At 68.5% G+C, this 25295-nt stretch carries 14 protein-coding genes and 1 pseudogene (1 of these 15 running past the window's edge); 13 read left to right on the forward strand and 2 right to left on the reverse strand.

All coding sequences use genetic code 11. The features are described from left to right. The 4 genes from K8O92_27425 to K8O92_27440 form a co-directional block, all read left to right on the forward strand. A protein-coding gene (locus tag K8O92_27425; GenBank protein UAK31475.1) for an SDR family NAD(P)-dependent oxidoreductase crosses the window boundary here: on the forward strand, positions 1 to 9340 show its 3' portion. It extends 2825 nt beyond the left edge of the window; the window shows 9340 of its 12165 coding nt (coding positions 2826-12165); its start codon lies beyond the left edge, outside the window; it ends in the stop codon at positions 9338 to 9340. Continuing rightward, positions 9337 to 11139, forward strand: coding sequence for an acyltransferase domain-containing protein (locus tag K8O92_27430; protein UAK31476.1), 1803 nt, complete (start codon positions 9337 to 9339; stop codon positions 11137 to 11139). The genes K8O92_27425 and K8O92_27430 overlap by 4 nt, the downstream gene beginning before the upstream one ends. A 15-nt stretch (positions 11140 to 11154) precedes the next feature. After that, positions 11155 to 11568, forward strand: coding sequence for a hypothetical protein (locus K8O92_27435; protein UAK31477.1), 414 nt, complete (start codon positions 11155 to 11157; stop codon positions 11566 to 11568). 112 nt (positions 11569 to 11680) lie between these two features. Beyond that, positions 11681 to 12406, forward strand: a complete 726-nt coding sequence (locus K8O92_27440) for a hypothetical protein (GenBank protein ID UAK31478.1) — start codon at positions 11681 to 11683, stop codon at positions 12404 to 12406. Here K8O92_27440 and K8O92_27445 read toward each other — a convergent pair. Further along, entirely contained in the window at positions 12384 to 13142 is a 759-nt protein-coding gene (locus tag K8O92_27445; GenBank protein ID UAK31479.1) for a polyprenol monophosphomannose synthase, read from the reverse strand. The two genes, K8O92_27440 and K8O92_27445, sit on opposite strands and share 23 nt — an antisense overlap. Before the next feature lie 86 nt (positions 13143 to 13228). Here K8O92_27445 and gmd point away from each other — a divergent pair, with 86 nt between their 5' ends. The 9 genes from gmd to K8O92_27490 all read left to right on the forward strand — a co-directional run bounded on the left by gmd (position 13229) and on the right by K8O92_27490 (position 23556). Further along, complete coding sequence (gene gmd, locus K8O92_27450; protein ID UAK31480.1) at positions 13229 to 14251, forward strand: GDP-mannose 4,6-dehydratase; 1023 nt, start codon at positions 13229 to 13231, stop codon at positions 14249 to 14251. After that, the gene (locus tag K8O92_27455; protein ID UAK31481.1) at positions 14248 to 15501 is read left to right on the forward strand and encodes a class I SAM-dependent methyltransferase; all 1254 of its coding nucleotides are present in this window, start codon (positions 14248 to 14250) and stop codon (positions 15499 to 15501) included. The genes gmd and K8O92_27455 overlap by 4 nt, the downstream gene beginning before the upstream one ends. A 1-nt stretch (position 15502) precedes the next feature. Beyond that, the gene (locus K8O92_27460) at positions 15503 to 16456 is read left to right on the forward strand and encodes a GDP-mannose 4,6-dehydratase (protein ID UAK31482.1); all 954 of its coding nucleotides are present in this window, start codon (positions 15503 to 15505) and stop codon (positions 16454 to 16456) included. Beyond that, complete coding sequence (locus K8O92_27465) at positions 16453 to 17637, forward strand: class I SAM-dependent methyltransferase (protein UAK31483.1); 1185 nt, start codon at positions 16453 to 16455, stop codon at positions 17635 to 17637. The genes K8O92_27460 and K8O92_27465 overlap by 4 nt, the downstream gene beginning before the upstream one ends. A gap of 4 nt (positions 17638 to 17641) precedes the next feature. Further along, positions 17642 to 18817, forward strand: a complete 1176-nt coding sequence (locus K8O92_27470) for a DUF1205 domain-containing protein (protein UAK31484.1) — start codon at positions 17642 to 17644, stop codon at positions 18815 to 18817. Between the two features lie 25 nt (positions 18818 to 18842). Continuing rightward, on the forward strand, positions 18843 to 20408 hold the full coding sequence (locus tag K8O92_27475) for a DUF2029 domain-containing protein (GenBank protein UAK31485.1): 1566 nt from the start codon (positions 18843 to 18845) through the stop codon (positions 20406 to 20408). Between the two features lie 220 nt (positions 20409 to 20628). Then, complete coding sequence (locus tag K8O92_27480; GenBank protein UAK31486.1) at positions 20629 to 21906, forward strand: NAD(P)-binding domain-containing protein; 1278 nt, start codon at positions 20629 to 20631, stop codon at positions 21904 to 21906. An 11-nt stretch (positions 21907 to 21917) separates the two neighbouring features. Further along, a complete protein-coding gene (locus K8O92_27485; protein UAK31487.1) occupies positions 21918 to 23267 on the forward strand; it encodes a cytochrome P450 in 1350 nt (449 codons plus the stop codon). Positions 23268 to 23382: 115 nt separating this feature from the next. After that, on the forward strand, positions 23383 to 23556 hold the full coding sequence (locus K8O92_27490) for a hypothetical protein (protein ID UAK31488.1): 174 nt from the start codon (positions 23383 to 23385) through the stop codon (positions 23554 to 23556). Positions 23557 to 24358: 802 nt separating this feature from the next. Here the strand turns inward: K8O92_27490 and K8O92_27495 are convergent. Further along, positions 24359 to 25162, reverse strand: a pseudogene (locus K8O92_27495) (serine/threonine protein kinase). Between the last annotated feature and the right edge of the window lie 133 nt (positions 25163 to 25295).

A 25295-nucleotide genomic window follows, 5' to 3' on the forward strand; every position in this document is an offset into this window, starting at 1 on the left:
GGAGGACATCGAGGAGTTCTGGCGCAACCTGCGTGACGGGCATGACGCGGTCGGACCGGTCCCCGCCGAACGCTGGTGGCTCACCGCCGCCGGGGAGGCCCCCGGCGCGCCCCCGATGATCGGTGGCTTCCTGCGCGACGTGGGCGGATTCGACCCGCAATTCTTCCGCATTCCGCCGGTCCAGGCGCCGCTGCTGGACCCGCAGGAGCGTTTGTTCCTGCAGCAGGCCTACGCGGCGCTGGAGCACGCCGGATATCACCACACCGACCCGGCCGTGCGGGATCGCCGCGTCGGGGTGTTCGTGGGCGCCACCTGGAGCGACTACCGGCTGCTCGGGGTCGGTGCCACCCGCGACGGCGATCCGGTCGCGGTGGCCTCGATCCCGTCGTCCATCGCCAATCGCACCTCCTACACCCTCGGTCTGCGCGGCCCGAGTCTCACCGTGGACACCGCGTGCTCGGCGTCGCTGACCGCGCTGCATCTGGCACGGCGCAGCCTGCTCGGCGGCGAATGCGACGCGGCGATCGTCGGCGGAGTCAACCTGCTGCTGCACGAGGACAAATTCCTGCTGCTGCACAGCCTGGGCATGATGTCCGACAGCGGCCGGTGCCGACCGTTCGCCGCCGCCGCCGACGGCTATGTTCCCGGCGAAGGTGTCGGCGCGCTGTATCTGAAGCCGCTGTCGGCCGCCCGCGCCGACGGTGACACCATTCACGGCCTGATCCTGGGCAGCGCGATCAACCACGGTGGGCAGACGTCCGGATACAGCGTTCCCCATCCCGGAGCGCAAGCCGAGGCGATCGGCGAGGCACTGCGGGCGGCCGGTGTCGATCCCGACACGATCGGCTATCTCGAAGCACACGGCACGGGGACACCGCTCGGCGATCCGATCGAGATCGCCGGATTGGCAGCGGCTTTCGGCAGAATCAGTGACGCCGGTCGCTCCCGCGCTCTCGGGTCGACCAAATCGAACATCGGCCATTCCGAAGCCGCCGCGGGTGTCGCGGGCCTGACCCGGGTGCTGTTGCAGATGCGGCACGGCCGGATCGCGCCGACACTGCACGCGGCCCGGATCAACCCGGCCATCGCGTTCAACTCGGTGCCGTTCCATCTGCCCCGGGAAGTGGAGGATTGGCCGCGCCGCACCATCGACGGGGTCGTGGTGGCTCGGCACGCGGGCATCAGCGCCTTCGGCGCGGGCGGCGCGAACGCCCATGTGGTGCTCGCCGAATTCGTCGATGACCGCGTTCACCCGGCCGGGACGATCGGACCGGAGGTCTTCGTGCTGTCGGCCCGCACACCGCAGCGGCTGCACCGATACGCCGAGCGGATGGCGCGGCACTTCCGCACCCTCGATCCAGCGGATTTCACCGACGCGGTGCGCACCCTGCAAGTGGGCAGGCCGACGTTGGCGCACCGTCTCGCGGTGGTCGCGTCCGCACCGGTCGAAGTGGCCGACGCGCTCGACCGATATCGCACCGACCAGCTCGGCCCTGTGGTCACCGGCACCGTCGACGCTCAGAGCAGGCCGCCGCGGTACGCTCCGGCGGCCGACGAGCAGGAACTGGCCCGCCAGTGGGTCGCGGGGGCCGAGGTCGACTGGCGCGGGCGCGGCGGCCCGCAGCGCCGAATTCCGTTGCCCGGCTATCCCTTCGAACGCACCGACTACTGGATCATCGCACCGCCGCGCTCGGAGTTCGACGCTGCGGTGGAGCGCTTCGATGCCTCCGTCGAGCTCACGGGCATCGTGGAGCCCGGCAAGGCCGAACTCGGCCGCTACGCGGCGATGCTGTTGTTCGCCACCTTCGCCGGAATGGGACTCACGCCGGGGGAGTGGACCGTGCGGTCACTGGACGCGCACCTGGGTGTGCGGCCCGAATTCGACCGGCTGCGCACCAGCTGTCTGAACATCCTGCGGCGACACGGGCTCGTGCGGTGGCAGGACGACCGGATCGAGGTCCCCGGCCCGCCACCCGGCACGGGCGGGATGCGCGCCGATCTGATCGCGCGCTTCCCGGAAACCGAGCCGTACGTGGCGTTGCTGGACGCCTGCCTGGCAGCCTATCCACGCGTACTGCGCGGGGAGCTGTCGGCGACGGAGGTGCTGTTCCCCGGCGGCGACATCGAGATGGTGAGCGCGATCTATCGTGGCAACGCCGCCTACGACTTCACCAACGGCCTACTCGCCGAACTGGTATCGGCGCTCGCGCAGCGGCACGACGACGCGCGGCCGTTGCGGATCGTGGAAGTCGGCGCGGGCACGGGCGGTTCCACGCACGCGGTGCTCGACGCGCTCACCGAGCGCGGGATCGCGTTCGACTATCACTACACCGACGTGTCGCACAGTTTCCTCGCGCATGGGCGACGCACCTTCGGCGCGCGCCCGAACCTGCGTTTCGCGGTGCTGGACATCGACTCCGACCCGGTCGCGCAAGGATTCCCCGCCCACGAAGCCGATCTGGTGGTCTGCGCCAACGTCCTGCACGCGACGCGGTCGATCGATGCGACCTTGCGCAATGTCCGGCGCCTGCTGGCGCCCGGCGGTGTGCTCGCGTTCACCGAGGCGACCACCGACCTCGAAGTGCTCGCGCTGACCTTCGGGTTGCTGGAGGGCTGGCATGCCTACCGCGATCCCGGGATGCGTATCCCGCACTCTCCGTTGCTGTCGGAAGCACAATGGCACGCCGCCATGACCGCGGCGGGGTTCTCGGGAGCCCGTTCGTGGGGACCGGGTCTGTCCTCCGATCCGGAACCGAGTTTCCGGCTGCTGGCCGCCGTCAGCGCCACCACGCGGCCCGCTGCCGGGGACACGGCGCAACCGACCGACGACGTGCAGCCCGAACCCGCCGCGACCGCTCGAGTTCCTCTCGCACCCGCCGTGGAACCCGGCGCGGGCGTGCAGGCCGAATACACACACGCCCCGAAGCCGAGCGCCCCGGTCAGCTATGCGGCCGATGCCACGGCCTTGGAAGCCGAACTCATCGCCATCGTCGCCGACGGACTCGGTGTGGCACGCGGCGACGTGCGAGCCGAACTGCCCCTGTCGGAGTACGGCGTCGATTCCATTCTCGCGATCAAGATCATCGACCGGGTAAACGCCCGCTACGGCCTCACGCTGCGACCCACGGTGGTGTTCGACCATCCGTCCGTGCGGCTGCTCAGCGAGCACATGGCCGCACAAGGCGCCACGGCGACCAGCAGAACATCTCCGGTGTCCGGCGCGTCGGTTCCCCGAACCGTCACCGCCCAGGCCGCACGGCCCAGCGAAAGGTCAGCATCGATGGACATCGCCATCATCGGCATGTCCGGGCAGTTCCCGGGCGCGCGGAACCTCGACGAGTTCTGGCGCGCTCTCGCCGCCGGGCAGGATGCGGTGACCGAGGTGCCCGCGTCACGCTGGCCGGTCGCCGACTACTTCCGGCCGGGACCGGCGGCACCCGGTAAGACCTACTCCAAGTGGGGCGGGTTCCTCGACGGCGTGGAAGAGTTCGATCCGGCGTTCTTCGACCTGGTGCCCGCCGAAGCCGACTACATGGACCCGCAGCAGCGCTTGTTCCTCGAGCACAGCTGGCTGGCCCTGGAAGACGCCGCCATCGATCCGAAGTCGTTGCGGCGCAAGCGCTGCGGGGTGTTCGCTGGATCACCGGGGTCGGACTACGCCACCCTGCTGCGCAACCACGGCACCGTCGGCTCCCATCACCTCTTCACCGGCAACAGCCCGGCCATCCTGCCCGCCCGGGTGGCCTACCACCTGGACCTGACCGGTCCGTGTCTCGGTTTGGACACCGCCTGCTCCTCGGCGCTCGTCGCGCTGCACCAAGCCTGCCGCAGCCTCGTCTCGGGGGAGTCGGAGCTCGCGCTGGCCGGTGGTGTCGCGGTTTTCGTGACGCCCGAATACCACCTGCTCGCTTCCTCGATGGGCATGCTGTCGCCGCGCGGCCGCTGCGCGAGCTTCGACGCGGGCGCCGACGGTTTCGTGATCGCCGAAGGCGTCGGTGTGGTGGTGCTCAAACCGCTGGCCGCTGCCGAACGCGACGGCGACCCGATCCACGGCGTGATTCGCGGGATCGGCATCAACCACGACGGCCGCACCAACGGCATCACCGCGCCGAGCGTTCGCGCGCAGACCGAACTGGAACTGGCGGTGTATCGCGACGGCGGGATCGACCCGTCCACCATCGGCTACGTCGAAACTCACGGCACCGGAACACGTTTGGGTGATCCGATCGAGATCGAAGCGCTCACCGCCGCCTTCCGCCACCACACCGGCGCGGTCGGCGCCATCCCGGTGGGGTCGGTGAAATCGAACATCGGCCACGCCTCGCACGCCGCCGGGATGGCGAGCCTGTTCAAGGTGCTGCTGGCCATGCGCGCCGGACAGTTGCCGCCCTCGCTGCACGTCGATTCGGTGAGCCCGCTGCTCGGGTTGGACGAGTCGCCGTTCTTCGTCAACACCGAACTGCGTGGGTGGGACGGAGCGCCGCGGCGTGCGGCGATCAGTTCCTTCGGTTTCAGCGGCACCAACGCGCACGTGGTGGTCGACGGCGCACCGGCGGCGCGCACCGCCCGGCGTGACGCACCGGGCGGACCGCAGCTGATCGTGCTCTCGGCGCGCAGCGCCACGAGCCTGATCCGGATGGCGCGGACGCTGCGCAGGCATCTGACCGCGCATCCGGACACGGCGCTGGCGGATGTCGCGTGCACGCTGGCCCATGGGCGCAGCGGATTCGAGCATCGGCTGGCGGTAGTCGGCGACTCGGTGGATGCGATCGCCGCCCGGCTGGCTGCCTTCGCCGAGGGCGATCGTCCTGCGGGAGTCCGCACGGGAACGCTCGACGCCCCGACCGCGCACCGGCCCGGCGCCACCGTGCTCGACGACCCGGTAGCGGTGGCCCGGCAATGGGTCGAGGGGGGACACGTCGAACACTCCGGTTGGAACGACCCGCTCGCGCGCCGTATCCACCTGCCCGGCTACGAGTTCGATCGGCAACGGTGCTGGGCGCCCGAGCTGAGCGTTGCCGCTTCGTCCACACACGAGACCGGCTCCGTGCGCTTGCCGAACGGGATCTTCGGGCCTCAGGACCTCCACCGAGCCGCGGCACGGAGTTCGGCACCACGAAGTGCCACGGCACCGAACGAGGCCGGCGCACTCGAGGGGGTAGGCGCCTCCGGCGCGGCCGGCACACCGGCACCCGTCGAACCCGAAGCCGCGGCCGTTACGGCACGCGGGGAGACCGAAGGCTCGGTTATCCCTGCATCCCGCACTGTCGGTGAGATCGGCAACCATAGCGCGCCCGGCACTGCCGCTCACGAGAATCGCGCGCTCGCGACACCCCGTACCGAGCCCTCCTCCGTGGCAGATCCCGCAGCGTTGCGGGGCGACGCCGAGACCTATCTGCAAGGCCTGCTCGCCGAGTACTGCCGCTTGGACCCGCATCGGATCCGCACTCGTATCCCCCTGCAGGACTATGGGATCGACTCCGTGCTGATCAGCAAGATGAACGATCGGCTGGAAACCGATTTCGGGCCCCTGCCCAGCACTCTGTTCTTCGAGTTCCAGACCGTCCGTGACCTCGCGGGCTATCTCGTCGAGCAGCACGCGCCACGCCTGGCCGTGCTCACCGCGGGCCCGCCCCGCACCGGCAGCAACCCGGAAGCGACGCGCACGGTGGCGGCGGATCACCCCACCCCTGAACGGGCACCGGAGCCAACCGAGCTCGCCACACACGATGCGGACGACTCCGACGACATCGCCGTGATCGGTATGGCGGGCAAGTTCCCGATGGCGGGGGACATAGAAGAGTTCTGGACCAACCTGGTCGCGGGCCGCGACTGTATCGTCGAGGTCCCGCCGCAACGCTGGGACCACAGCGAATACCTCTCCGACGACCCCGACGAACCGGGCACCACCTACGCCCGGTGGGGTGGGTTCCTCGACGACGTGGACAAATTCGACGCCCGCTTCTTCGGCATCACGCCCAAGGACGCCGAGGAGATGGACCCGCAGCAGCGGTTGTTCCTCGAAACCTCCTGGGCGGCACTGGAAGACGCGGGCTATTCGCCGGATCGGGTGCGCCGCAGCGCCGCGGCGCGCGGTCTGCCCGATGCCGGGGTCTTCGCCGGGGTGGGCTACGCCGAGTATCAGGCGTTCGTCGGCGTGCCGATCTCGGGATATTTCGCGGTGGCGAATCGGGTCTCCTACCATTTCGGTTTCGACGGACCCAGTCTCGCGGTCGACACAGCGTGCTCGGCGTCGCTGACCGCGCTGCATCTGGCCTGCGCGAGCCTGCGGCGCGGCGAGTCGGCCTACGCGCTGGCCGGCGGGGTGAACGTGTCGATCCACCCGGGCAAGTATCTGCTGCTCGGCTACGGCCGCTGGGCCTCCACCGACGGCCGGTGCCGGTCGTTCGGCGCGGGCGGCGACGGCTACGTGCCCGGTGAGGGAGTGGTCACCCTCGTGCTCAAACCACTGCGGCACGCGCGCGCCGACGGTGACCGCGTCTACGGCGTGATCCGGGGCAGCACGATCAACCACGGCGGGCGCACCAACGGGTTCACCGTTCCCAACCCGCTCGCACAGGCCGACCTCATCGGCCGGGCGCTGACCGCGGCCCGCGTCGACGCGGCCGACATCGGCTACGTGGAAGCCCACGGCACCGGCACCGCGCTGGGTGATCCCATCGAGATCGCGGCACTGACCAAGGCCTACCGCAGCGCGAGGTCCGAACGCGGCTATTGCGGCATCGGCTCGGCGAAATCCAGTGTCGGGCATCTGGAAGCGGCGGCGGGCGCCGCGGGCGTGGTGAAGGCGCTGCTGCAACTGCGCCACGACACCATCGCGCCGAACCTGCACAGCGACCCGCCGAACCCGGGGATCGATTTCGCGGCGACGCCGTTCCGGGTCATCGACCGGCCCACGGCCTGGCCGCGTCCCGACGACGGCAAGCCCCGTATCACCGCCGTCAGCTCGTTCGGTGCGGGCGGCTCGAACGCCCACATGATCCTCACCGACGCCGAGCCCACCGTGCCGACCGCCGAAGACGGGCAACCGCGAATCGTGGTGTTGTCGGCGCGCGATGGTGACCGGCTCACGGAACTGGCCGCTCGCACAGCGGACCGGCTGCGCGAACACCCGCTGCCGCTGCCCGATGTGGCGTGGACGCTGGCCGTCGGGCGAAGCGCGTTCACACATCGCCTCGCGGTGGTGGCCACCTCCACAGCCGAACTCGTCGACTTGCTCGACAGTGCAGCCGAGCCGAGTTCCCCGGCACCGGCCGAAGGGCTGCTCATCTTCCGTGGCGTGGCCCGCACCCACCGCGAACTCGACGAGTTGCCCGGCGAGTCGGACGCCGACCGCGCCGAAGTGCGCGCGCTGCTGCGCTCCGGGAATCTGCCACGGGTCGCCGAGCTGTGGGCCGGCGGCTGGAGCGTGGACTGGGAACAGGGCTACGACCAGCCGTTCGGCCGGACCGTGAGCCTGCCCGGCTACCCGTTCGAGCGGCGCAGGTACTGGATCGTTCCCGAGGACTACCGCAAACGCAGCCACCCGGCTCCTCAGGTGGTCGCGAAAACAGTGGTCACGCAGGAAAGCGGGCCGCCTCGGGCACAGCAGCGCAACGGCCGTTCCACGAACGGCACCGCGCACCGAACCGAACCGACGTCGACCGAACCGATCGAACCGCGCACGGACCTGCCCGCTCCGACCGGCGCCACCGAACCGGTCACCCACGCCCCGACCGGCGGAACCGACTCAATTACCCCCGACCCAGCCGACGTCGCCGAACCGGTCACCACAGCCCCGACCGGCGACGAATTCGACAGCGAGATGTGCGATCGGCTCGCTGAGCACATCCGCGACATCTTCGCCGATCTGACCAAGTCCGACCCGGCCGATCTCGACCTGGACGCGGATTTCACCGACTTCGGGTTCGACTCGGTGGCCACCGTCCGGATGCTGAACCGGCTGATGAAGCACTACGACGTCAAGATCCCGGCGGAGTCGACCGAGCTGCATCCCACCATCGCGTCGCTGTCGCACTACCTGGTGGCCGACGGCATCATCGCCGGGACGACGCGGGACGATGTCCCGCGCGCCACCGCGGTGGACCAGGCCGCGACAGTCCAGCAGGACATCCCGCCGGTGCGCATGGACGCTCCGATCGCGGTGCGGTCGGTCTTCATCACGGGCGTGACCGGCGTGCTGGGCGGCAAGCTGTTGCACGATCTGCTCACCCGCACCGACGTGCGAGTGACCTGCCTGGTGCGCGGCAAGACCGTGGCCACGGCCGAGCGCCGGGTCAAGCACTTCCTCAGCACCTACGATCCGGACGGAACGCTCGACCAGGCGTTCACCGATCGCGTGACCACGGTGCTCGGCGACGTCTCCGGCGAACGGCTCGGCCTGGACGAGACGACCTGGCAGCGGCTCGCCGACGACGTGGACCTGACCATCCACGCCGCCGGCCGCACCACCCTGGTCACCTTCTACGACGCGCTGGCCCCGATCAACGTCGAAGGCACCCGGCGCGCGGTGGAATTCGCACTGCGCTCACGCGGCAAGTACCTGGTGTACGTGTCGAGCTTCAGCGCGCTTGGTGATCGGCTCAACTTCAACAACCCGCCGTTCACCGAACGCGATCTGGAACTGGGCCAGGGCTACGACCATCTGCCCTACCAGCAGACGACGTACGAGTCGGAGAAGCTGATCCGGGCGGCGAGCGAACGCGGGCTGCTCTGGGACATCGTGCGCCCGGGCAACATCATGGGCGACAGCCGCACCGGCCGGTATCCGTTCTCCGAGGTCAGCGTGAAAGGCGCGTACTACGACATCCTCAAGACGATGATCGAGACCGGCGAGACGATGCTGACGCCGGTGCACTGGGACATCACCCCGGTCGACTACGTCAGCGCCGCGATCGTGCACATCGCGATGCACCGCCCCACCTACCGGGAGACCTACCACCTGACCAACCCCGACATCCGGCGCTATTACGACGTGGTGCGCTATGTCCAGCGCGCCGGGTACGACGTGACGCTGGTGCCGTTGGAGGAATTCCACCGCAGGGCCACCGACCGGCAGATCTACCGGCTGGGCACCGACGAGGTCTACGACAGCCAGACCCTGGAGATGTTCAAGTACGGCATCGAACTTTTCGGCACGATCCACTACGAGGAGAGCTCCTACGCCGACTGCGCCTACACCCGGCGCGTGCTCGCCGCCGCGGGCATCGATTGCCCGCCGACCGAGGATCTGGTGCGGGTGTATCTGGCGCACTGCGCGGAGGTGGGCTACATCCCCGCGCCGCGCGCGGCCGAGCCGACCGCGGAGGCGTTGCGATGAGCGGCGAGTGCACGATCGTCTTCCCGGGGCAGGGCGCCCAGCGCACCGGGATGGGCGCCGACTGGTGCGCCGAGTTCCCGCTCGCGCGAGAGACGTTCGCCGAGGCCGCTGCCGCGGTGGGCGAGGATCTGCTGCGGATCTGCGTCGAGCGCGATCCGCGGTTGCATCGCACGGAGTACACCCAACCGTGCGTGCTGACCATGGAGATCGCCGCCTACCGGGTGCTGGTCACCGAATTCGGCGCCCGGCCGGTCGCTTTCGGCGGCCACAGTCTCGGCGAGTACGCCGCGCTGGTCGCCGCGGGCGTCTTCGAACTCGCCGACGGGGTTCGGCTGGTGCGCACCCGCGGTGCGCTGATGCAGCGGGCGGTGCCCGAAGGCCAGGGCGCCATGGCGGCGCTGATCCTGCCGGACATCGCCGCTTGCGGGGTGGCCGAACTGGTGGTCGAGGCGGGCGCCGAAGTGGCCAACGACAATTCGACCGACCAGCTCGTCATCAGCGGCGACAGCGACGCGATCGCGGCCGCGCGCGCCGTCTTGGCCGACCGCCATCCGGACCTGCGGTTCGTCCCGCTGCGGGTGAGCGCGCCGTTCCACTCGCGGTGGATGCGCGGGATCGAGGCCGACTTCGCCGGACATCTGGCCGACTGCGCGCCCCGCATGCGCGCCGCACGCGCGGTCGCGGTGACTTCGAACTACACCGGTGAGTTCCACCGGCCCGAAACCCTCGCCGAGCATCTGGTCCGCCAGATCTCCGCTCCGGTCCGTTGGACCGCGAACATGCGCGCGTTGCTGCGCTCCGGCACACCCCGGTACGAGGTCGGTCCGTCTGCTCCGCTGTCGAAGTTCTTCGCGACGCTCGGTGCGCCGGTGATCCGGATCGCGACGGTGGGTGATCTGCGTGCCCTGTCTGACGAAGCCGGATCGAAAAGTCCCATGGGTGAAACCCTTTCGGCTTCTGCGACCCTCGAACCGCAGATCCCTGCGGCGGATCCTGTTCCGGCTTCTGCGACCGTTTCGGTTACCCCCGAACCGGCACGACGCCCGGAGACGGGCAGGCTGACCATCCACCGCAAAACCGCGGGCACGCCGCGCCTGCGATTGTTCTGCTGGCCGTTCGCCGGAGGCAAAGCGGCGGCCTACACCCCGTGGCGGCAACAACTGCCCGACTGGGTCGAGCTGTGCGCGATCGAACTGCCCGCCCGGCAGCGGCATCTGGCGCAGACGCCCATCCGCCGCTTCACCGACCTGGTCGACGCCGCACTGCCGCTGATCCTGCCGCTGACCGATCTTCCGTTCGCCTTCTTCGGCCACAGTCTCGGCGCGCTAACCGCCTACGAGGTCGCGCGCCGCCTGCCCGCGGGAGTCACGCCGCGGGCGCTGTTCCTCGGCGGAGCGGTCGCCCCGCACCTGCCCAGGCCGGGGCGCTTGTCGGACCTGCCGGATCACGAATTCACCGCCGCGGTCGGCCACTACGGCGGAATCCCGCCGGAAGTGCGCGAGACCCCTGAAGTGATGGCGCTGTTCCTGCCCGCTTTACGCAGCGACTTCGAGATTTTCGACGACTACCGGTTCACACCCGCCGACGCGCCGTCGTGCCCGGCTCATTTGTTCGGCGGTCGTGACGACCGTCAGGTGGCTGTCTCGCAGTTGGAGGCCTGGCGCGATGTCCTGCCGGGGCTGCGCTCCACCGAGCTGCTGCCCGGCGGTCACTTCTTCCTCGTCGAGCAGCGGGCAGCGCTGCTCGGCTCACTCGCGGACAAGCTCGACGCTGTCCGCCCCGACGCGGTACCCGCCTGATGAAGGGATGCAGTAATGAAGGTCGAAGTCCTCACCCCGTCGTGCAACCTCGACACCGTCCGTGACGGGCGCGGCGGCATTTTCACCTGGGTCCCGCCCGAACCCCTGCTGGAGTTCAACCTCATCTACATGCACCCCGGCAAGGTGCGCGGGCTGCACTACCACCCCCACTTCGTCGAGTATCTGCTGTTCGTCGAGGGCAACGGCGTGCTGGTGACCAAGGACGACCACGAGGATCCGGACTGCCCGGAGGAGTTCATCCACGTCTCCAAAGGCATCTGCACCCGAACCCCGATCGGGGTGATGCACACGGTGTACTCGATCACGCCGCTGACGTTCGTCGCGATGCTGACCAAGCCGTGGGACGAGTGCGATCCGCCGATCGTGCAGGTGGCGCCGCTGCCACACACGTTGGAAGGCAAGTCGTGAGCCGGCGGACCGAGAGGCGGGCAAACAGGCGCATTCGGATGCGCTCGCCGCGAGGTGCGGCGATTGCGGGGCGGCCACGAAGCGTGACCGCTCACGCCGGACGGGACACCGCATGAGCGGGGTGCGGGTGGCGGTGGTCGGGGCAGCCGGATACGTGGGTGCCGCGCTGGTCGAAGCGCTCGGCAGGCGCGGAGGTTTCGAGGTCGTGCCCGTGGTCCGCGCCGATCACGAGTCCCACCGCACGGCGGGTCGCTACGACGTGCTGATCAATGCCGCCTGCCCCTCGAAGAGGTTCTGGGCCGAGCACAATCCCGAAGCCGATCGTGCCGAGACGGTGGACAAGACGCGGCTACTGCGCCAGCGGTGGCGCTGGGACCGGTTCGTGCAGATCAGCAGCATTTCCGCGCGCACCCAGCTGGATACGGTGTACGGCCGTCATCGGGCCGAAGCCGAGCAACTGTGTTCGGGTGCGGACACTTTCGTCGTCCGCCTCGGTCCGATGTACGGCGGGGACTACCGCAAGGGCGTGCTGGCCGACATGGCCGCCGACCGTCCGGTGTTCGCCAGCGGCCGCTCGCGCCAGAGCTTCGCCCCCGTGGACTGGTGCGCCGACTGGATCGCCGGCCACCTCGAGGACACCGGGCTGCGGGAGGTCGGCGCGCGCACCACCGTGACGCTCGCCGAGGTGCGGGACGCGGTGGGCTCACGGTCGGAGTTCGCCAAAGATCATGTCGACGACCAGTTCCCGATCACCGCCCCCGCTGCCGACTGGCCGGAGGCGGCGGCGGTGATCGACTGGCTGGCCGGGCGGAGGGTCAGCGGTGCGCGGGCGAACTGATGCGATGCCTGCTGGGGCGCAGATACTTCTCCGCGCACAGCACCAGCAGGAAACGCACGCTGGTCGCGACGTCGCGGGTGCGCATCTTGGACGCGCCTGCCGTGCGGTTGAGAACGTGGATCGGTACCTGCTCGATCCGGTAGCCATTGGCGGCGAGAATGTAGAGACTTTCGAAGAAGAAGGAGTAACCGGTCGAACGAACCCGATCGAAAGCGGCAACCGGAACGGAGTCCAACCGGTAGTATCGGAACGCGCCGGTGGCATCGTATGGCATGCGCAGCAATGTCACGGTGAGGAAATGCCCGACCCGGGTGAGGACCTTGCGGAAGGGAGTCCAGTCGGCGAGGCTGTCCTCTTTCAGATAACGCGACCCGACCACGATGTCGAAACCGTCCGCTGCGGCGCGCAATGCCGGAAGATACGACGGCGGGTGCGCGAAATCGGAATCCATCGTGACGATGTGCCGATACCCCTGAGCGTAGGCCCAGCGGATACCGGCCTGGTGCGCGGAGCCGACGCCTTGGCGGCCGGCCCTGTGCAGCACATGGATTCGGGGCGAATGCTGTCGGGCCAGCTCATCGAGCAGGTCACCGGTGCCGTCGGGGGAGTTGTCGTCGACGAACAGGACATCGAAATCGGTGCCCTGTTCCAGGATCTGAGCCAGCAACGGGCCCACGTTGCGACGCTCGTTGTATGTCGGAATCATCACCAGAGTTTTTTCGGAGGCCGCGCTCATGCAATCGAATTCTAATACCGGCGGCGACCGAAAGATAGGTATTGCCCGCTGTTCGACGTCCCGTTAGTCTCGGGGTTGGAGGTTTGATGAGAAAGGCGCTGATAACCGGCATCACCGGCCAGGACGGGTCTTATCTGACAGAATTCCTGTTGCAGCAAGGATATGAGGTGCACGGGATTATCAGGCGTGCGTCGAATTTCAATACCGACCGCATAGACCACCTGTATTCCGATTCACATAGTCAACGCCGGTTGTTTCTGCACTACGGGGATCTGATGGACTCCAGCAGTCTCAACCGGATTCTGGAGGACGTGCGCCCGTCGGAGATCTACAACCTGGGCGCGCAATCGCACGTGCACATCTCGTTCCAGATCCCGGAGTTCACCGCCGAGACCAACGCGATCGGCACGCTGCGCATCCTGGACGCCATCCGCAAGACCGGCATAGCGACCCGGTTCTACCAGGCATCCTCCTCGGAACTCTACGGCGGCCTGCACGACGTGGCGCTCAGCGAGGAGACACCGTTCCATCCACGTTCGCCGTATGCCGTGGCGAAGCTGTACGCGTACTGGATCACGGTCAACCACCGCGAGGCCTATGGGATGTACACGGTCAACGGCACCTTGTTCAATCACGAATCACCGCGGCGCGGGGAGGTTTTCGTCACCCGGAAGGTGACACGGGGCGCGGTGCGCATCGCGCAGGGCAAGCAGGAGAAGCTCTTCATCGGCAATCTGGACGCCCGCCGGGACTGGGGCTACGCCAAGGAGTACGTCGAGGCGATGTGGCTGATGCTGCAACAGCCCGAACCCGACGATTACGTGATCGCGACCGGTGAGACGCACAGCGTGCGCGAGCTGTGCGAGACCGCGTTCTCCGCTACGGGCGTCGAGTTGATCTGGGAGGGAACGGGTTTGGAGGAAAGGGGCATCGATCGGCGCACCTCGCGGGTACTGGTGGAGGTCGATCCGACCTATTTCCGGCCCGCCGAGGTGCATTATCTCACCGGTGATCCGACCAAGGCGCGCCAGAAACTGGGCTGGCAACCGCGTACGAGTTTCACCGAACTGGTCGAGCTGATGGTCGCCCACGATATGGAGAACGCGTGACGCAAGCAGTGGCGGTGGAGTGCTGCCGGGTGTGCGGCAACACCCGGCTCGAAACGGTCGTCGACCTCGGCACCATGGCGTTGACCGGGGTGTTCCCGGCCACCGACCCGACCGGGGTGCCGCGCTACCCCTTGGAACTGGTGCGCTGCGTGCCCGCCGGCCCCGAGGAGTGCGGGTTGGTGCAGTTGCGCCACACGGCCGATTTCGACGAGATGTATTCCCCCGGTTACGGATACCGCTCCGGCCTGAACAAGTCCATGATCGATCACCTGGCCCACCGGGTGGCCAGGATCCGGCAGCGGGTGACGTTGTCGCCGCAGGACGTGGTGATCGACATCGGCAGCAACGACGCGACACTGCTGCGCGCCTACCCCGAAGGGTCGGCGACGATTCTGGGCATCGACCCGCTGGGAGAGAAGTTCCGCCGGTTCTATCCGCCGCACGTGCGGTTGGTGACCGGCTACTTCACCCCCGAGCTGGTCGCATCGGTGCTGGCGGAGCGACGGGCCAAGGTGATCACCTCGATCGCCATGTTCTACGACGTCCCCGACCCGTTGCGGTTCATGGGCGCGGTGTACGACAGCCTCACCGACGACGGCATCTGGGTGCTGGAACAGAGCTATCTGCCCGCGATGCTGGCCACCACCTCCTACGACACGATCTGCCACGAGCACCTGGAGTACTACACCCTCGACCAGATCGAATGGATGGCGCGGCGGTGCGGATTCGTGGTGCTCGAGGTGGAACGCAATACCGTCAACGGCGGCAGCTTCGCGCTGACGCTGGGTAAGCAGGGCGTGCCGTCGCCTGCCGACGCCGCCGCGCTGGAGCGGATGCGTCAGGAGGAGTCCGCGCTCGGCCTGCATACCGCGCAGCCGTACGCGGATTTCGCCGAGCGGGTCGACCAGCATCGCGAACAGGTCCGCGATTTCTTCGACCGCTCCCGCAAGGCCGGTCTGCGCACGCTCGGCTACGGCGCCTCCACCAAAGGCAACGTGGTGTTGCAGCATTGCGGGATCGGGCCGGAGGACATGGCGTGCATCGCGGAGGTCAACGACGACAAGTTCGGCAAATTCACCCCGGGTAGCGCGATTCCGATCGTGTCGGAAGCGCGGGCGCGTGAGCTGGCGCCCGACCAGTTCTTCGTGCTGCCCTGGCATTTCCGCGCCATGATGCTGGAGCGGGAGAGCGCTTTCCGCGCGGCGGGCGGACGGCTGGTGTTCCCGCTGCCGGAACTGGACGTGGTCTGAGATGACCGTCGTCGTCACGGGCGCGGCGGGGCAGGACGGCACACTGCTGTCGGACCTGCTCGCCGCGCGCGGTGAGCGAGTGCTGCGGATCGGCCGCGACGGCCCGGTCGACATCACCGACGCGGCCGCGGTGGAGCGGCTGATCGCGTCCGAACGCCCCGAACAGGTATACCTGCTGGCGGCGGTGCAGCACTCCTCGCAGGACGACCCGGGCGACCCACACGAGCTGGCCCGCGCCTCGCATCGGGTGAACACGCTTCCGGTGCAGCATTTCGCGGAGGCGATCGATCGTCACCGCACGGGCACCCGCCTGTTCTACGCGGCTTCTTCGCATGTCTTCGGCTCCGACGGCTCCGCGATATGCGACGAGAACAGCGGGCTGCGACCGGACTCGATCTACGGGGTGACCAAAGCGGCGGGCCTGCTGGCCTGCCGCGCCTACCGCGCCCGCGGCGTCTTCGCGGCGACGGGGATCATGTTCAACCACGAGTCACCCTTGCGGGCGGAGAAGTTCGTCACCCGCAAGATCGTGCGCGCCGTCGCGCGCATCCAGCGGGAGCAGACCGGCACGCTGGAGGTGGGCAGGTTGGACGCGGGCGCCGACTGGGGGTACGCGCCGGACTATGTCGAGGCGATGACCCGAATCCTGGCACTCGACGAGCCCGACGACTTCGTCGTCGCCACCGGCGAACACCACACGGTCGCGCAGTTCTGCGCGGCGGCGTTCGGCTCGGCCGGACTGGACTGGAAAAACCATGTCCGCGAGCGCTCCTCGGTGCTCACCCGCAGCGGGCGGCCGCTGGTGGGTGACGCGACGAGGCTGCGGGAACGGACCGGATGGCGCCCTTCGGTGGACTTCCACGGCATGGTGCGGGCCATGCTCACCGCCGAGGGTGTGCGCCTGGCAGAGGAATCGAGGCCGGTGCGCACCGGCGGAACGGATTGGATGACGTGACCCTGAACGACGAGAATGTCCTTGCTGCCCAGTTGATCTCCGTCGCCGACGGGATCTACGAGGAAACCGCCGCGCGCCTCGGTGAGATCGGCACCGAGGCCGTCGCCGACGCGGTGCTGAAGGAGATCGCCTGGCGCGCGAGCCACGGCAGGCGGCCCGAGCAGCCGGTCACCGCGGTGTTCGAGCTGACCCACGACGGAAAGCAGCTGGACTACCTCGTGACATTCGGCGCCGAAGACCCCGCGGTCGGTCCCGGCACCCTGGAAGATCCGTGGCTGGTGGTGCGTCAGGATCTGGTGGAGCTGCTGCGCACGGTCTACGGTCCGCCCGACGCCGCCCTGGCCACCCGCGCCATCGCGATCAAGGACGAACCGGGACCGGGCAGTTTCGCCCCGGACGATCCGTGGCGACTGGCCCGCGACGCCGCCGCCGTCGCCGCCGACCGGATCGTCGCCGCATGCCGCCCGCACCATCACGACCTCGACGCGCTGTCACTGCACTTCGGTTCCGACAAGTGGGGCGGGCACTGGTACACCCAGCACTACGAGCGGCACTTCGCGCCGCTGCGCGACAGCCGGGTGCGGATTCTGGAACTGGGCATCGGCGGATACACCGCACCCGATGTGGGCGGAGCGTCGCTGCGGATGTGGAAGCAGTACTTCCGCCGCGGCCTGGTGTTCGGCCTGGACTACTTCGACAAGTCCGGCATCGCCGAACCACGCCTGCAACCACTGCGCGGCGACCAGGGCGACCCGGCGTTCCTCGACGAACTCGGCAGCTCGCTGGGCCCGTTCGACATCATCGTCGACGACGGCAGCCACATCAGCGGTGACGTGATCGCCTCGTTCCAGGCGCTGTTCACCCACCTGCGGCCCGGCGGGCTGTACGTGGTGGAGGACACCCAGACCTCCTATTGGTCGGGTTGGGGCGGGAGCAGCACCGCGACCGACGACCCGGCCACCACCATCGGCTATCTGAAAACCCTGGTGGACGCCCTGCATCACCAGGAATTCGAGAAGGAATCCGGCCGCGCGGCAGGCGCTTTCGACGACTGGATCGGGGCGCTGCACTTCTACCACAACATCGTGGTCATCGAAAAACGCCGCAATGCCGAGCAATCGGCTCCATCATGGGTGCCGCGGCACACCAATCCGATGGAGTGGATGAAGCCGAAGGAGTGATCGGATGAAGTTTCTCGTCGTGCCGGTGCCCTCGTCGGGTCACCTGCTCGCCATGGTGCCGTTCTGCTGGGCGCTGCGGCTGGCAGGCCATGAAGTACTGGTCGCCTCCCGCAACGACGTGACGGCGACGGCGCTGCGCTCGGGCCTCAACGCCGTCGAGCTGACCGCGCTGAACGTGCCGATGGACCAGCTGCGCACCCAGGTGCACCCGGGCATGTTCCCGTTACCGCTGTTCGCCGACCGCGATCAGTCCAGCGGGCAGGGTCTGTGGCAGGTCGCCGCACAGAACTGGCACAACCACGCCCGCCAGTACCTCGAGACGTTCGCCGCGGTGGCCACCGACTGGGGAGCGCAGGTGATCCTCACCGACCCGCTGGCCACCATCGGTCGCGCACTCGGCGCCGAACTGGATCTGCCGGTCTTGGTGCACCGGTGGGGTATCGACCCCACCGGCGGCCCGTTCACCGAACGCACCGCCGTGCTGGCCGAGGAGGGGGGCACCCGTTTGGCCGACCCGGTCGCCATCCTCGACATCTGCCCGCCGCGCCTGCAAGCGCCCGACGCCCCGCCGGGCACCCCGGTCGGCTACGTCCCGTTCAACGGCACCGGCGCGCTGCCGCCGTGGCACCGCAATGACGACGGCCGCAAGCGGATCGCGGTCTGTATGGGCGGCAGCACGCTCGGCCTGACCGGTCCGCGGCCACTGGAGTCGGTGCTGGCCGCGCTGAGCGGAATCGACGACGCCGAGGTCGTGGTCGCGCTGTCCGCGTCCGACCGGGCTACGGTCGGCGAGCTGCCCGGCCACGTCCGGGTCGTGGAAGAGGTACCGCTCAACCTGTTCCTACCCGGCTGCGACCTGCTGGTGCATCATGGCGGCTCGACCACGGGTCTGACCGCGGGCTGGTTCGGTCTGCCGCAACTGGTGCTGCCGCAGATGTTCGATCAGTTCGACTACGCCCGGGGGTTGGTGCGCGCCGGCGTGGGCCTGGCCGCCGAGACGCCTGCCGGTCAGGGGGACATCGAAGCGCTGACCACCTCGGTCCGCGCCCTGTTGCAGGAATCGCGCTTCCGCGACGCCGCCGCGCGGATCGGCGCCGACCTGCGCGCCGCGCCCACACCGAACGACGTGGTGACACAGGTCGTTCCGCTGCTGGCCGAGCACGCCACAGCGACCAGATAGACCATCCGAAAGCCGTAGGTTGCAGATGATATCCAGGACATGGACCAGGTTCCGGGGTTCGCTCGACTACTACGCCGCGATGTACGCGGTGTTCGTCGTCGGCATCCTCGTCCCCGTGGTGATGATCGTGCTCGCGCTCACCGGCCTACCCGGCCCCGCGACCGCCGTACTCGGCATCGTCTGCGGCGCGGCGCTTTTCGTGCTGTTCGTGCCGACCGTGCCCACCGAGTGGCGAGAGGCGGTGCGGGGCAGACCGATCGTGGTCCGGGTCCTGTGGAGCGTGGTCATCCTGCTCGTCGTCGCGGTGCTGGCCCGGTTGACGCAGTTCATCCTCGACGCCGACAACGTCGATGCCTCCTTGTCGGCCGATGACGACTTCCTGGTGAAGAAATCCCACTTGTCCGGCTACATCAGCGGCGCGCTGATGGCCGAGCACGAACCGGGCAGCCTCTACGACCGGCACCGCTACGCATCGCCGCAGGCGGATTCGGCGCTGCCCGCCGTGACCCCGCAGGACCGCGACGCCTACCTCTACCCGCCGCCGTTCCTGCTGCTGCCACGACTGCTGCTGCTGTTCAGCCACGACTTCGCCACGCTGCGGGCGCTGTGGTACTCGCTGTATGTCGCGATCGTGCTGGTGGCGATGTTCGCCATCGCCCGCTGGATCGGCGGCAGGCAGGGCGGGGTGCTGGCCGCGCTCACTCCGGTCGTATGGATCAGCCTGCCGACCCTGGCGACCCTGCAGATCGGCAACATCCACGTGTTGCTGCTGTATGTCGGCGGTGCGGGCGCGATGGTCCTGTTCCATCTGCGGCGCAATATCTTCGGCGGCGCGGCGCTGGCGTTGGCGATCATCGCCAAGGTGTCACCGGCGATTCTGCTGGTCTATCTGCTGGTCCAGCGGCGCTGGCGGCCCGCGATCTGGACCGCGGCGTTCTGCGGGTTCTACTCGCTTGCCACGCTGGCGATCTTCGGCCGGGAGCCGTGGCGGCAATTCCTGTCCGACGGCACCTGGCAGCGGCTGGCCAGCGGGGAGTTCCACCAGTTCGTACTCGTGGAACGAGCCAACCAGCTGGTCAACTATTCGCCGTTCGGGCTGCCTTACAAGGCGAACATCCTCGGTTGGGACATCGCCGATCCCACCGGGCCCGCGCGCGTGATCACCAACATCTACACGCTGCTGCTGCTGATCCTGGTGGCGGTCACCGCTGTCCGCATCCACCGGCGGTTGTCGGCGGGTGCGCAAGGCCCGCGGGTGTGCGCCGAGCAACTGGCCATCTGGCTGGCAGTGCTGACACTGGCCTCTTTCCGCGCCCCGTTCGGGCCGTGGGTGTACATCGCCGTCGGCGCGGTGTGGATGCTGGCGGTGTACGCCGGACTGCTGCGCGGCGGAAAACGCGCCGTCGCCCTGCTCACCCTGGCCTGGTTGATCGTCGCGGTCTACAACGAGAACGTCTACTTCACGCTGGTGGGTCAGACGGTCATCTACGTCGCCTGCTTCCTCGTGGCCTGGCGGGCGAGCGCGGGCACCGACCCGCAACCAGCCCCGCGAGAGGATGCCCCGCACACCGAACGGGTCGGCGCGGCATGAGCGGTCAGGCCTGGAGGTGGCAGCGCAGCGTGACCCCGCAAGGCCCCGCTCATGCCGACAGAAGACACAGCATGAGCGGTCAGGCCTGGAGGTGGCAGCGCAGCGTGACCCCGCAAGGCCCCGCTCATGCCGACAGAAGACACAGCATGAGCGGTCAGGCCTGGAGGTGGCAGCGCAGCGTGACCCCGCAAGGCCCCGCGTGTGCCGGAAAGGATGTGGCATGAGCACGTATTGCGTGATCGGCGCGGGTGCGGCCGGTTTGGCGACCGCGCGCGGGTTCGCCGCGCGCGGATTGGATTTCGAGGTGCTCGAGGCGGCCGGCGGAATCGGCGGGATCTGGGACGCACGGCGCCCGGACTCTCCGGTCAGCCGCAACACGCACGTGATCGCTTCCAAAAGTGTGCAGGCTTTTTCGGGTTTCCCGATGCCGGAGGACTATCCGGACTATCCCGGGCACGAACTCGTGCTGCGCTATCTGCACTCCTACGCCGACGCGTTCGACCTGTGGCCGCGGATCCGGTTGAACACCGCGGTTCAGCGCGTCGAGCCCGCCGACAGCGGCTGGACGGTGACGTTGTCCGACGGTACCGAGCGGCCATACGCGGGGGTCGTCATCGCGACGGGTCACGACCGCACCCCGCGACGCATCGAGATTCCCGGCTCGGGCACGGTGCCCGTGCTGCATTCGAGTGAGTACCGGCATCCCGAACAGGTGCTCGGCAAGCGGGTGCTGGTGATCGGCGCCGGGCAGTCGGCGGCGGACATCCTGTCCGATTGCGCGGTCAATGCCGCGCTGACCTTGCACAGCAGCAGGCGCGGGTTCTATTGCATGCCGAAGTACATGCTGGGCCGCCCGACCGACAGCATGCTTCAGGGCCGGATGTGGCGGCCGCTGCGCAAGCGGGCCTTCGAGCGGCTGTTCTCGTATCTGCGCGGCCGCTCGCGCTCGTTCGGGTTACCGGTGCCCGATTTCGGCGAGGGCATCGTCATCCCGATGCTCGGCGACCAGTTGCACCATCACTACACCCACGGCGATATCACGCCCAAGCCGGACGTCGCCGCGATCGATGACGACCGGGTGACCTTCACCGACGGCACCGAGGAGAAGCTCGACCTGGTGGTCCTGGCCACCGGATTCGTTCCGAACTATCCCGTCGTCGACCGAGCCCATCTGAACTGGTCGGAGGGCGAGCTGCGACCGGGCTTGTATCTCAACATCTTCCCGCCGCACGCCCGCGACTTGTTCGTGGTCGGCATGGTGCGGCCGATCGGCTCGCACTGGGACGTCTACGAGAAACAAGCCGATCTGGTCGCGGAGTATCTGCGCGTCAAAGCGAGCGATCCCCGGCGGGTCGAGCGGTTCGACCGCGCCACTCAGGGCCGCCAGCCCGACCTGTACGCCGGGTTGCGGCTCTACCACGCCGACCAGTACCCGCTGGTGGTGGAGAAACAGGACTACGTGAACCAGCTGCGCAAGCACGCGAAGCTTTTGAAGTGAAAGGTCGGACCATGAAAGCACCCGGGCCAGGTCTGGTGGAGACCGGACGCATGCTGCCGAAACTCGCGAAGAACCCGCTGGCGACCGTGGGCGCGCTGCTGGACGGCTACGGCGACGTCGTGCGGGTCAAGGCGGGCCCGATGCTGGTCTACCTCGTCGCGGACCCGGCGCTGACCGAGTATGTGCTGAAGGACAATTACACCAACTACCGCAAGAGCCCGATCTACGACGAGTTCAGCATCCTGCTCGGCGACGGGCAGTTGACCACCAACAACCTGGAGTACTGGCGCAAACAGCGCAAGCTCATCTCGCCGGCGTTCTCCCATTCGCACGTCAAGGGCTTCGCCGACGACATCACCGACAGCGCCGCGGCGATGCTCGACAACTGGGACGCCGCGGCCGGGGAGTTCCGCGACATCTACGACGACTACGTCAAGCTGCTGCTCGCGGTGACCGGCCGGATCCTGTTCAGCATCGACCTGTCCACCGGCACCGCCCAGGTGACCGACGCGATGCGTGCGGCGTTCGCGCTCATCATGAAAAGGGTGAACGCGCCGGTGAAGCTGCCGCAGTCCTTCCCGACACCCGAGGCACGGCGGGTCGCGCGCAAGGTCGGCGAACTCGACGACGTGGTGCGGCAGCTCATCGAGGAACGCCGACGCGGCGGCGACACCACCGACGTACTGACCGCGCTGGTGCGCGCCCGCGACGAAGGCGGTCAGGGCATGCGGGAGGAGGATCTGCTCAACGAGATCAAGACCCTGCTGGTGGCCGGCCACGAGTCGCCGGCGAACGCCCTGTCGTGGGCGTGCTATCTGCTGGCCACGCATCCGGAGATCCAGGAGCGGCTGGCGCGGGAGGTGCGCGCCGTGCTCGGCGACCGCGCCCCGGCCTTCGCGGATCTCGGGCAACTGAGCTACTGCCGCATGGTGATCGAGGAGACCATGCGGCTGTATCCGCCGGCGTGGATCGTCGAACGCACCCCGATCGCCGACGACCAGATCGGCGGCTACCACGTGCCCGCGGGCGCGCGAGTCACGTTGTGCATGTACTACATCCACCGCGACAAGCGCCTGTGGGACGACCCGGAGGAATTCCGCCCGGAGCGTTTCGCCGACACCGAGGTGGCCGAACGGCACAAGTTCGCGTTCTTCCCGTTCTCCGGCGGCCCGCGCATCTGCCTGGGCAAGGACATGTCGATGACGGAGATGGTGCTGATCCTGGCGATGACGGTGCAGCGTTTCCGGCTGGAACTCGATGACGACCATCCGGTGGTGCCGCTGGCGTCGGTGAACCTGCGTCCGGAGTTCGGCATCCGCCTCCGGCCGGTCCGCCGCGTCACCGAGCCGGTGGCGACCTGACGGTCCTGGCACCGGCGTCGACGCCGAGCACCGTGCTGCGCCCGCTCGCGGAGCCGGCGTCGCGGCGGACGGCGGTTTCTACGTCTCCGGTGCGCCGACGCCCGCGGAGGCGGCGGTGGCGCGCCACGCCTCGCGGGCGGTGGGGTATCGACGCACTCGCGCCGACATCTACGCCGGGCTGTGCAACATCGACGTCTACACCACATTCACCGTCGAACGCGGCTGGTCGCCCGCGATGGTCGAACACTGGTGGAGTGAAGCGCTGGCCCGTGAACTGCTGAGCTCGTGAACCGAGCCGCTGCCGACCGCCCCGGGTGCAAGCCTTCGGCCATCGAGCTGCCTGCTCGCGCGGCTTCCGCCGCGACGGGGGAATCATTTCTGGCCGAGGGAACAAGCGCACCGACGAGTCCCGGAGGCGGGTCACCAGGCAGCTGCCTCGGTCTTGCACCTCACCGGGTCCTGGATCGCTTGTAGGCGATCCACCGCTTGGTTGAGGGAGACACCGTGCACGCCAATCCTGTGAACGCCAACATCAGTATCGTGCCGGAGAACACCACCTCCCCGAGGGTGTTGCCCAGGCTGGCTCCTACCGCGATCACCCCGAGCAACGTGAGAATCCCGGTGCCCAGCGCCACAGCGATACGCCCGGCGCGTCTGCCCGCGAAAAGTGCGAGGGAACCGCAGATCAGCAGCAGCGACATCGTCGAAGAGGCCGCCACGGGCCCGACGAGATCAATGGCCGTTGTCCGCGGCGTTCGGCCGTGGCCGCCGCTGCGCCGGGTTGCCCACTCGGCCACCCCGAGCGCGACGAGCAGGGCCACGAGCACACCGAAACCGAGTCCGACGACGGCCCCGATCCTGGCGACGACCCCGGAGGGCCGCCGATCGCCGAGGGGAGCGAGGGCACGCGCGGCGGGGCCGAACTCCGCGCGCGGGATCGGGTCGGGAGGCTGGTGGAACTCGGACGGTCCGGAACGAAGCCACGGATCGACCGCCACGGCCGGGTGAGCGGATCTCTGGTTGACCACGGTTCGCGCGGGTGCGGCCCACGCACCGGGATCTTCCCCGCGCAGCGCCGCCGCCGCGACCGTGGCGAAGTCGCCGCAGCTGGCGAATCGTTCGTCCCGGTGTTTGGCCATCGCGCGTGCGATGACGTCGTCGAGCCGCCGGGGCAACGCGGGACGGATATCACTCAGCCGCGGCACCGGCTTGGCCAGATGCCCTGCGACGATCTGACCGGGATTGGTCGAGGGATACGGCGGCTGTCCCGCCAGCAGGGTGTACAGGGTGCAGCCGAGGGAATACTGATCGGCGCGGTGATCGACCGGCTCACCGGAGAGTTGTTCTGGTGAGGCGTAGGCGAGGGTGGCGGTGAATGTGCCGGTGGTGGTCAGTTTCGTGTCGGCGTCGAGCAATCGCGCGATCCCGAAATCGGTCAGCAGGGCGCGGCTTTCGCGCCCGGCTTCCGGCTCGGCGATCAGGATGTTGGCCGGTTTGATGTCGCGGTGCAGCACACCTCGGCTGTGGGCGTAGTCGAGCGCGTGGGCCGTATCGCGGATGATGCCGACGATTTGATCCGGGCTCGCGGTGCGTGGATCGAGCCGGGCGGCGTCGGTGCCGCGGATGTACTGCATCGAGATCCACAGGTGCCCGTCGTGGGTGCCGCGATCGTAGACGCCGACGATGCCCGGATGGTCCAGGCGCGCGACGACATTGGCTTCTTGCTCGAACCGCCGCCGCAGCTCTCGATCTTCGGACACCCCGCGATTGAGCAGTTTGAGCGCGACCAGCCGCGGCAGGCGCGGGTGCCGGGCCAGATAAACGGTGCCCATGCCTCCTTGCCCGAGTACGCCCTCCACCAGGTAGCCGGCGAACGACTCATGCTGCCTCAACACCTGTAGCCCCCTTAGACCAAACCCACCCGGACCGAGGGCAGCATAACGCCCCGGACCGGAGACGAGCCGGGTCGGCGAATGCCGCTCACTTCCTTACCGCATGCACGCGGACGCCGACAGCTTCCCGGTGAAG

Origin of the sequence: Nocardia asteroides (assembly GCA_019930625.1) — a bacterium.
In the GTDB taxonomy this organism is placed as follows: Bacteria; Actinomycetota; Actinomycetes; order Mycobacteriales; family Mycobacteriaceae; genus Nocardia; species Nocardia sputi.